This window comes from Affinundibacterium nitidum (genome assembly GCF_014284155.1).
GTDB classification, from domain to species: domain Bacteria; phylum Pseudomonadota; class Gammaproteobacteria; order Burkholderiales; family Burkholderiaceae_D; genus Undibacterium; species Undibacterium nitidum.
The window spans coordinates 1-231 of the sequence record NZ_JACOFZ010000072.1; the positions used below are offsets into that span (position 1 = coordinate 1).

1 protein-coding gene is annotated in these 231 nt (G+C 53.7%); it reads right to left on the bottom strand.

Annotated elements, in window-relative coordinates:
* Positions 1-231, bottom strand: a 231-nt coding sequence (locus H8K36_RS19085) for a hypothetical protein (RefSeq protein WP_186918099.1), incomplete at both ends; no start/stop codon positions are given.

The window sequence follows — 231 nt, forward strand, 5'->3', positions numbered from 1 at the left end:
TTGGCGTGATGCTGAATGCACCTGCTGCCGTCAATGCTGTCGCACTAGCTGGCAAGGTGTAGTTCACACCGTTCAACTGCACTACGGGTGAACCCACCACTGAAGCTGTCAAGGTGTCACCTACATCCGCATCGGATACCGCGAAGCTACCAGTGATCGCAGCTAAGTTCTGGGCAGATGCATTGGCTAACTCGACTACAGCTGTTGGGTTGGTCGTATCTGTCAATACCG